At 57.4% G+C, this 10,331-nt stretch carries 6 protein-coding genes and 1 pseudogene; 4 read left to right on the plus strand and 3 right to left on the minus strand.

All coding sequences use genetic code 11. From position 1 onward, the window contains the following. Position 1: 1 nt before the first annotated feature. Positions 2-1,582, minus strand: coding sequence for a trypsin-like peptidase domain-containing protein (locus tag V8P77_RS32000; RefSeq protein WP_264399558.1), 1,581 nt, complete (start codon positions 1,580-1,582; stop codon positions 2-4). A 506-nt stretch (positions 1,583-2,088) separates the two neighbouring features. On the opposite strand from V8P77_RS32000, the gene V8P77_RS32005 reads away from it, so the two are divergent. After that, positions 2,089-2,433: a hypothetical protein gene (locus tag V8P77_RS32005; protein ID WP_264399559.1), complete on the plus strand. Its 345-nt coding sequence runs from the start codon at positions 2,089-2,091 to the stop codon at positions 2,431-2,433. 969 nt (positions 2,434-3,402) lie between these two features. Here the strand turns inward: V8P77_RS32005 and V8P77_RS32010 are convergent. Together V8P77_RS32010 and V8P77_RS32015 are read right to left on the minus strand one after the other, a co-directional pair. Continuing rightward, a pseudogene (locus V8P77_RS32010) lies at positions 3,403-4,800 on the minus strand (ISKra4 family transposase). Between the two features lie 341 nt (positions 4,801-5,141). Beyond that, complete coding sequence (locus tag V8P77_RS32015) at positions 5,142-5,699, minus strand: plasmid pRiA4b ORF-3 family protein (protein ID WP_319641422.1); 558 nt, start codon at positions 5,697-5,699, stop codon at positions 5,142-5,144. A 312-nt stretch (positions 5,700-6,011) separates the two neighbouring features. On the opposite strand from V8P77_RS32015, the gene V8P77_RS32020 reads away from it, so the two are divergent. The 3 genes from V8P77_RS32020 to V8P77_RS32030 form a co-directional block, all read left to right on the plus strand. Further along, on the plus strand, positions 6,012-6,557 hold the full coding sequence (locus V8P77_RS32020; RefSeq protein ID WP_264399560.1) for a VOC family protein: 546 nt from the start codon (positions 6,012-6,014) through the stop codon (positions 6,555-6,557). A 754-nt stretch (positions 6,558-7,311) separates the two neighbouring features. Beyond that, positions 7,312-8,607, plus strand: a complete 1,296-nt coding sequence (locus V8P77_RS32025; protein ID WP_264399561.1) for an aminotransferase-like domain-containing protein — start codon at positions 7,312-7,314, stop codon at positions 8,605-8,607. Between the two features lie 2 nt (positions 8,608-8,609). Continuing rightward, positions 8,610-10,331: formyltransferase family protein (locus V8P77_RS32030; protein ID WP_264399562.1), on the plus strand; the 1,722-nt coding region annotated here is incomplete at its 3' end.

The raw sequence follows: 10,331 nt of genomic DNA on the forward strand, positions 1-10,331 counted from the left end.
GTCAAGGTCCCGTCGACTGCGGTGTGGCCGGTCGATCAACCGAACTCGCAGTCGTTACCGGCACGCAGGCATCACCCGGCGCCTCGACCTCGACGTGATTGGCCTTGAGGAAATCGAGAAGGCTGTCGGTCTTGAGCGCGAAGTTCAGGCGCATCTGATCGTCGCTGTCGGTGCGCAGGAACGTGTTGACGCCCACCACCCGGCCGCAATAATCGATGAGGGGCCCGCCGCTGTTGCCGGGCGAAATGTCGGCGCTGTGCAGGACCAGCGGCACACCGGACGGGCTTGTCTGAAACACCGTGACAATGCCCTGCGTTAAGACCATGGCAGGCGCCGAGGATTGCTGTCCCTGGATGAGTGCCTGGAACTGCGGGTCTGTTTCCATGAAGACGCTGGGAAATCCCGCCGCAAGCACATTGTCGCCCTTTGCAGCGCTCGTCGTGACCGAAAGCGCCTGCGGAGATCCGCTGCCATCAAGATCGAGAAGGGCAAAATCGGAAGCGCCGAAATCCGACGTGTCGGTCATCGATTGCAGCTTGACCGGCCTGACGCCCGAAAGCGCGGCGTTGGTCACGTAGATGGCGTTGCGGTCGGCAGTCTCGACCACGTGGCGATTGGTCAGAATGCGCTGCGGCGCGACAAAGAATCCGGTTCCTGTTGATGACTTGCCGTCACGCTCCCGGGCAATGACCAGGACGGTGGCGCGTTCGACGAGATCGACGATGGAACCCGCATTCGCCTGTCCCGGTGGCCTCAGCGTGCTCGGAGAGGGCGGCAACAGGCTCGTGCCTGCGATCATTCCGGATGCCGGGCCGGATGGCGGCGTGCTCATGCCTGCAGCACCTGTATCGGCGGGCGGCCGGGCAGACAAGACCTGCGGGGCGACGCTGTCGATCCGGCTCTGCTGGTCGGGCGCACGGCAGGATCCCTGCGCAAGCAGAGCCCGCATCTGCTCGACACGCTGGCGCAGGACGTCCTCCGCCTCGCCGAGACTTGCCGGGTCAATCGCGATCGCCTGCAGCGAAGCGCGGGAATAGAGCAGGACACCCGGCACAAGCAGGAGCAGGAGAACAATCATCGCGAGTATACATGCGATGCCGACCGGCAGGATGCTGCAGACGGCGGCCGCCGACAGCCAGCGTCGGCGCTCCCCGCCCTCGGCAGAGGGCTCCGCCAGGGGCGCCTGGCTTGTCGCTGCTGCCTTCTGAGACTGTGCCGAAACGTTGGCGACAGGATCGAGGCGGGCGCGATCCGGCGTACCCTGGGTCAGAAACTGTCCCAATCCGGCCTGAAAATGCAGCAGCAGCGCTTCCGGATTGTCACCGATCGCTTCGGGAACGATGCCCCAGTTCGTCAAGACGGGCTGACCGTCGATGACGACGAGATCGTCGCGAAGCGAGAGAACCTGAAGCCAGCGCGTCAGGATCTGTGCCATATCGTCGGCAGGATCTTCGGACAGTTTCAAGATCGAATTAACGAGACCGGTCAGAATTGAGGAGGCGCGCGCCCGGCTGGCGGGATCGACGTCGCCCCATTTCTGGGCTGCTCCCGTGATGTCGCCATACCACGCGACGGATACCACGTTGCCCCCATCGCGCTTGACGGCAGGTGATGCAAAGACCCTCGAATAGGCCGGCAGATGCGCTTGAAGATAGACTGAACCATCCTCAAACGTATCGAGTATTAATCTTCCCTTATAGTCGAGCTCTCTCGCTTCGGTCAGGCGACCGCTCTTTAAGAATGACTGATGCCCTCGCAAGAGGTCCCCCCAAATACCCTAAATTTATATGGTCATTGTTATGTTGCAATTGATTTTTACTTCAATTCTTACACAAGCATACGTTGGATGAAAAATGCAAGCCAATATTGAACCTTTTGATTAAAATGAGATTTCATATTGAAAAATGAAAATTTGTAAAATACGAGTTACGAATATTGCAGGTTTTCGTGTATAAGCTATGTGACGGGGCAATCGCTGGGCTGGCGAAAATCCGAAATAGAAATTTTATGCATTTACTGAAACAATGCCATTGACATAAGTCAAAAATTTATAAAGAGCCCGAAATATGGCTATGATTCGGAGAAAGCATGGCAGCTGAAGTAAAAATGATCAATCCGGCGACCGGCGTAGTGAAGACTGGCCTTTACGGCTTCAGCTGGACGAGTTTCTTCTTCGGCGGCTTCCCGGCTTTGTTTCGCGGCGATGTCGGAATTGGGCTCGGCCTCATCGCCGTCGGCTTCGTGGCCGGCATTTTCGGACTTGGCCTTGGCTGGTTCGTGGTCGGCGTGATCTGGGCGTTCGTCTACAACAAGCTCTATACGACGCGGCTGCTGGATGCTGGTTACAAGCTAGCGGACACGCCGGAGAAGAATGCAGCCGCATGCGCGGCGCTTGGCGTCGGCGAGCAGGCGGTGCTTGCTCAGGCAGCCTGACGATCAGCCGCCCAAACCCCTAATCTTGTGAATCCGGAAGGTCTGCCGGAAGATGATGAAGTGTATCGGAGCTTTCAGCAGTCGAGTTTGGGTTCAAGGCGGGTCGGATGCGAGCACGCTTTCCGCTATCCGCAGCAAAGAGGCAATTCATTCCTTAGTCGACGAGATGAACAAACAGGGAGACGGCTTCAAGTTTACGAAGGATCTTGTTCTGAAAGCCGGCCTGATGCTCTCCGACATTGGCAGCGTGGTTTCAAAGTCGAGAATTTCAACAAAACGAATATGGCAGTCCTTGAGGCCAATTGACCGCGCATTCATGGAGCCATGTTAATTGCCGTCCAGTTGCTTGCATCCCACGGATTCAACAATCAAAACCTGCGGGCCGAGAGTTCGATCCTTCCGATCGCCTATTATGTCTATGTTCGCAAACTTGCCGGATCTTACCTGCACCGTGCCGAGTTCGCGGCAGACAGGGAGTCCGCCTCTGGTTGATTCGCAGCGTGCTGAAAGCATCAGGCATTTGGGGCAGCGGTCTTGACACGCTACTGACTGCCCTTCGCGAGAAAATCTCCATCAACCCGCAACAGGGTTTTCCCGTCGTGGAATCAGAGATTGTGATGGCGCTTCGCGGCAAGTCACTCACATTCACCGACGTCGAAATCGACGAGTTGTGCGATTTGCCCCATGGTGATGCACGGACGTTCGCACTGCTGTCGATGATCTTTCCCGGCTTCGATCTTTCTCGTCATTTTCATGTGGACCATATCTATCCTCAGGGCCGTTTCACGGATGCGCAACAGCGAAAGGCCGGACTACCTGATAATCTCTGGAACACGCTGCAGGAACGACATAATCGCTTGCGAACCTTCAGCTTCTTGAAGGGGCGATCAATAACCAGAAGCGTCAGAAGATGCCGCATGAGTGGTACGCTTGGACCAAACCCAGGGAGCATGACGATTTGTGGGGCGGTCATGCGGCGCGAGCGGTTTTTCTGTGATCGTGATTGTCGTTCGACATACCGGGATACCACTGCCGGAAGGTTGAGCGCAGGGAGCCGTCGAGGGTCTGTGTGCGGGTTTGCAGCAGAAGATGCGCGCCGATCCTGCTCCACTGCATCTGCTGTTTCTTGGCGAAACGCTTGGAGATGACGGCGTTGACGGTGGCCTCGACGAAGGCCGAGGTGATGCGCTCACCGGACCGATAGCGCTCGCCGTAATTGATCAGGCTCGCACTGTTGGAGGCGATGTAGGCTTGGAACTCGCCGATGGCGGTCAGGAACTTGCGCAAGTTTGGATAGTCCGTTTCGAGACCTTCCGCATCGAATTGCAGGTCCGCAATTTCGTCACGGGCACGATAGACGTTACCATGCCAGAGATACCATTTGATCCTGCGGAGGGCTTCAAGCAGATCCTGCCCGGCCTGCTCGTCGTAGTTCTCGAGTCCCTGCGCGAACTGGCGAAGGACGGTGATCCTTATGGTGATATGGAACCAGTCGAGGACATGCCCGCTCGCCGGCGCGATCATCTGGGCGAGCGAGCGGACCTCTTCGCCGCCATCCGTGATGAAGGTGATATCTTGATTGGCCTGCACGCCCTGCTTTTTGAGATGATCGAGGATGCGTCGCTGCGGCTTAAGGTCGTAGCCGTGGACGAAACCGATGTAGCGCGGATCACCGTCTTCGGGCAACGAGCGACCGACGATCAGCTCGAAGTTCTTCTTCCGGTCGTTGCGGTCGAGGATGTATCCGCCGTCCAAGCCGATGACGATGCGGCCATCCGGAATGGGCAGGTTTGTCCAGTCGCGCGGGCAAGCATCCTGCATGAAGGAGACTCTTTCTTCCGTCAGCTCCCGCTCGATACGGCGGGCCGCGCAACGCATGCTGCCGGACCGTCGTGGCATTGGCGCCGCAATCGATCGGCAGCACGTCGGCCAACAGCTTGGCGGCCGCGGCGTAGGGCACGAGGGAGGCCCACCGGGTCTCCAGATAGAGGCGCTCGGGCGCGATGTGGTCGGGGATCAGTTTCCATAGAGGTGAGATCGTTGCAGGACCGTTCGCGCCGTCTATCCGTGGCAGGCAATAGCGCGGGCTCTTCAGCCGCACGTCGCCGAATAGCGTATGAAAGATGACGGGATAGCTTCCCTTGTTGCGTAGGCGGGGCCATTCAGATCGCGATTTTCCCTGAGCCACGATTCCACCTGCGTCTCCACCATTACCTGCTGCAGTTTTGCAAGGAGGGTCTTCGCCTCGGACAACGACAGGCCAAGATCCTCGGGCCCTTTCGTCACCTTCACCAGATCGGCGACCGTTTCGGTCGCAACGATCTCGCTGTCGTCATTCAGCATTTGCAATACCAGTCGCGCCCGCATGTCGTCTTCCCTCATCGAGTTTTCCAGAATGGCCGGAGTGGAAAACCCTATGCCTGCAAAACATCCGTGTGCGCCCTTCGGCCGTGCTGGAGACAGTGATATCGAATTCGGGTTACCGCCGTGCTCATGCGCTGGAAATTCGATCAGGTTGCGGATCCGGCCGCACGAGCGTTGCTTACGGGGATTCGGCACGATTGCGGTGATGACGTGGCCCCTGGCGGTCGACCTGCTTTCGTAAGATCGAGACGCCAGAACCCTCACATCTGCTGATGCATAAGGTTGAGATGTTCACCCTGTTGCAGCCGTTCATTCGCTTTCCGGCGTTCGAAACGGTTTCCCAGTCAGCTTGCGCGCTCCTTCAGTCTCCCCAGCGAGGCGCGCAGTTCCTCGGCGCGGTCTGGATCGTCCAGCACGGCGAAGGATTTCTTTTTGGCGACCTCCTGCAGAAACTCCGTCGTGATCTCCAGGTCGTCCATCGTCTCGTAGCCGAAGGCGTTGTCCTGCCGCCACATCCAGGCTTCCGGCCCACCGCAGTCTTCCTTCGGGCCGTCGCCGTCTCCTCCCGTGCATGCCGGATAGTGAGCGCCCGGTTTGACTGACTGGCGCTCCTCCAGCCGGATCTCGTGCTCCCAGGAAATGTTGAGGTCGTATTCGTATAGGAACCGGCTGCCTTTGCGCAGCTTCAATTCGCCAAGCGTCATGGCCGGGGAACGGGCACCCGTCTCCCACGAGCCGTATCGCGCAGTGAGAACGATGAATTGGTAAAGGTGGATGCCTTCCCATGCCATCGCGACCTGAAGGACGCCATGAAACTCGCGCAGCGTCATCGCCGAGGCTACCTGAACCCTACGCCACACCATTGGGTTCACGTCCTTTAGCCAGATACGGAACTGCAGGATGAAAACCTCATCCTCCGATGCGCGTCGCCTTGATCTAGATCAACGCTCACCGACCCCATAGGGAACATGATCGCTTGGCCCGGTTCTAGGATCCAACGGTGCCACATGAGCCGCGGAAGGCGCTCGGCTACCCCCGAATGCAAGATTCGTGACGATGGTGACCGCCATATCATAGTTGAGCCTGCTTAGAACCGGGCTGGTACCCGCCGATAGGCGAAAGAGATGACACATATATCATTACTGTCGCCCAACCTACAGCATACATGCCCAGTCGAGAGTCCAAATGCGTTATCTAAAGAGAAGGAGATGGAAATGAGTCATCCCGTATACGAGTCATTTGACAGCGCGTCGCAAGACACCACACAGGTGGATGACCACACTAACCTGCGATTTCGTGGGATCGACCACATCGCCTTGGCCGTTCATAGACTGGAAGACGCTATTCATTTGTTTCAAGGTGTTCTTGGTTTTAACCTCAGGCGCCGATTGCACATAAAGGGTAAAAAGACTGGTATGGTGTGCGCGGAGATGGTTCGCGACGGGATGTGCTTTGTACTTTGTCAAGGCACAGAACCAGAGTCGCAGGTGTCTCAACTTGTCGAGAATTTTGGGGTAGGTCTGGCCCATGTCGCGCTGGCTGTGGACGATGTGTCGGCGATGATTGAGGTCCTCAAGAAGCGAGGGCTGTCGTTTGACACAGCCGTAATAAGCGGACCGGGCCTAACACAGGCGTTCTCTTCGCGATGCCCTAACACCGGCTTGAGCATCGAACTTGTACATCGGAATGGTGAGGAAGGATTTCTCGACAACAACGTCCAAGAACTTTTTGAGCAGTTGGAGCAGTCCGGAAAATACTGAGCGAACATGGACGGTCCCAGTCCCCCAACGTGTAGGCGGCCGTGGAATGCACGACTGTATTGCGGTCACGGTCGATCAGATTCAGTCATGTGTCCGACCTGCAATCCACAGCATCGATGCCACTAGTCATGCGAGGTCCGCCGATGGCGGGCCGAAGTCCGCCGAAGGAGAGGCCGCAAGCGAAATGTGCATCGGGCTAGCGGCATGACGGCTGTCGCACCGATCACCAGCAACGTCGGATGATGCGATCGCCCCTTTGCTGCCCGTGCGCGCAAAAATCGGGGCGGATGCCGAGGCCATGTGCGAAGCGCCGCCTGGCGGTTTATTCCGGTCGAGAACTCCAAGCATCAGACACCGCCATGGTGTTGAAGGTGCGTTACCCACTGATGGCGGAAAGGCAGGAGACACTGTCGCTCAGCCACCGGAAGGAGTCCTGCAACCGCGAACTACGGAAGACGAGCAGGCGAGTCCAGTATACCGGGCTAAATTTGGACCGCCCGATGTTCGATGTCAGACACTCGTCATGGCAGTTTTATAGCGACCGTCTTGTTTAGACGCGTTTTTCTCGCTTGGCATGGAAAATGCACAGCCCTCCACAATCGGAGTAAGAGCAATGTTCGACGATCACACTCGCCAATCAGACGGCTATTTCTGGAACCGGTCTAGCCCGTGCCGCTGGTTTCAACGGAATGCTGCTGTCGAACCCACACTGGTGCGATCCTCACCTTGCCGGTAGTTCTGCGTAGGGTCCACGATGGATTATATGCCGCCAACCTCAGTAATGAACTTCTTAAACGAGGTCTCGGGTTCGTTTCCGTCGGCGATTTCCCTGGCCTCTGGCAGACCAAGTGATCGGTTCTTCGATAGGCTTGACCCCCAGGCGCTGTTGAATGCGCTAGTGGTGTATGAGCGGTATTCAGCCGGCGATCACGGAGGTGGGCAAGTACACTCTCAGTTGTTGCAGTATGGACGAACTGCCGGCATTATCAGCGAGCTCGTTGCACAACAGGTTCGATCCGATGAGGCGGTTCCCGCGAGGACAGATCGCGTACTAATCACGTCAGGCTGCCAGGAGGCGCTTGCTGTCTGCCTGCCGGCGCTGTGTCCCGAACCTTCGGACGTGCTCCTGGTCTGCAACCCCACCTACATTGGCGCAACCGGTGCAGCTAAGGCCGAAAGGGTCGCCGTTGCAGCCTTACCCAACTCAGGGCCTTGCGTTGCAGAGGCAATCGAGCTCGCAGTCCTGCAATTGCGCCGAAATGGTCGGAGGGCTCGGGCGGTATATCTTATCCCCGATTTTGATAATCCGACCGGGCGCGTTCTCGATTTGGCCGCACGACGCGATGTACTTCAAGTGTGCGCCAGACATCGGGTCATCGTTCTGGAGGATAACCCATATCGGCTATTTCGGTATGAAGGTGATGCGATCCCTCCGATGGCCGCTTTGGATGAGGTAGGAAGTGTCATCTACCTGTCTACATTCTCCAAGACGCTAACCCCATCTCTCCGCGTGGGAGCTGCGATACTGCCCGAGACGATATTTGGAGACGCGGGAGCTTGCCGAGTACTTTGGGAAGATCTGGTTCAGCGCAAGAGTTTCGTTACCCTCAATACGAGCCAAATTACACAAGCGATCGTGGCAGGGCTGTTGATCGAACAGGGGGTAAGCTTGCGTGGCTGGATACGGCCGGCGCTGGATTGGTATCGTGCCAATCGCGACCTTATGTTGTGTCAGCTGGATTGTGTGTTTTCGCCGTTCTCGGATCAGATTCGATGGAATCGCCCCTCCGGCGGCTTCTTCCTAACCCTCGATCTTCCTTTCAGATTTAGCGCGGAGAGCATGAACGAGTGTGCAAGAGATGACAATGTCATCGTTATGCCCATGAGCTTCTTCGCGTTGGATGACTCTCAAGATTACAGGATTCGATTAGCGTTCAGCGCGGTTACTCCCGAGCAGATCCGAACCAGTGTGACCGGTTTGGGCCGCTACGTGGCGCGGCGGCTTGGGCGGGAATTGCCCAGCTTGGTGGGTGGACTGCGGGAGGGATAAAGATGGCATATCGGTCTTCTCCGATGCGCGGCCGTGGCTGCGAACCAGGCGATCAGGATAGGAATCCTGCAGGGCGTTCAATCTCCTCCGGCATCATTGTGGGCAGTGGTACGCTCGCAATCCGCTGCGCTCAGCTGGCAATGGCGACGGGCCAGGTCATTGGTGCGGCCCTGTGTAGTGACGCCATATTCGCGGATTGGGCGGCTCGCGCCAATATCCCGAGCATGGAAAGTCTTGAAGAGCTCTGCTCTTTTTTGAAGGCGGAGCCAGTGGATTGGATTTTCTCCGTTGCCAATCCGTTCATATTGCCACCGGACGTGTTTAGGCGAGCGCGTCGAGGTGCATTTAACTACCACGACGGTCCATTGCCACGATATGCGGGAACGCACGCAACGTCTTGGGCGCTGCTGGCGCAAGAGACCGAATATGCCATCACGTGGCATCGGATCGATGATGGTGTTAATACGGGTGACGTCGTGGTTCAGCGCCAAGTGCTGGTGGCGCCCACCGACACGGCAATGAGCCTGAACCTCAAATGTTGTGAAGCCGCGATCGAGAGTTTTCGCGAGCTCTTAACTGGCCTCGAGAGCGGGAAGCTTACGGACTATCCGCAGGCGCTGGTGAACAGAAGTTATTTTCCGAAACGTCGACGCCCAGATGCGGCAGGCTATCTGCGATGGGATCGATCCGCGCAAGATCTGTCAACGACGACGCGTGCCCTAGACTTTGGCCCGTATCATCCCAATCCATTGTGTCTGCCCAAGGCGCTCGTAGGTGATGAAGGTGATGAGGCTGTCGCAATCAGGCACCTGGAGGTGCTGCCTCAACGCTCGGGCGTTCCGGCAGGTTGCCTGCTTGAAGTCCACTCCAGCCATTGGCGGGTGGCGACGGGTACAGAGGATGTCAATGTTTGCTTTGGCGGCCGCGATGGGCAGGTGCTGGACGCGCGAGCCCTCGCCAAGCACTCCAATCTGGATCAAGGTGATCGCCTTCCGATCTTGAGCGAGGAACAGGCGCGGAGCATAACTGCCACCCATGAATTGCTGGCGCCTTCAGAAAATTTTTGGCGACAACGGCTAGAGCAGCTTAGAACATTGCAGCTTCCTTTCCCGACTTCGCCCGTGGCTGAAGCGCCGCCCAGATGGCAGTCGAGTTCGCGGGTCATTCCAAGTGCTTTGGCTAAACTGTCGCCACATGATCGCATGGAATACGTGGTAACGGCTTGGCTGATCTATCTCGCCCGCATCACGGGAGAAACAGAGCTCCAACTGGGATGGACGCCTGCATCGGATAGATCGAAGATTGGCTTTAAAGCGGTGGAGGTGTTGATCGCCTCTGTCGTGCCGATGGAAGTTACCATTGATCTTGCACATGGTTTTAAGGACGTGCGCAAAACGGTGGCGGTCGAATGCGCTCAGCTGAGGGAGCACGTTAGTTTCGCCCGAGATCTTACCGCACGCTGCCCGTCGTTGCGAGGCGTGGAGGCGCTATGGTCGCACCAGCCCTGGCCGATTGGCATCACAATCACGAAAGACAGCTGTTCTGCCGGTGGCGATCTTACGTTGAGCCAAAGTGATAGGACAACCCTCTGCGGCGATTTGCTGACTTTTCAGGTTTGCGCTCTGGATGGGAGCTTTCGATGGCACTTTGATGCCAGCCGATTGGCACCAAAGCAGATCGACCGCATGACGCGGCATATGCAAAATCTGTTGCGTGGTGCGATA

This window comes from Rhizobium aouanii (genome assembly GCF_037002925.1).
GTDB lineage: Bacteria > Pseudomonadota > Alphaproteobacteria > Rhizobiales > Rhizobiaceae > Rhizobium > Rhizobium aouanii.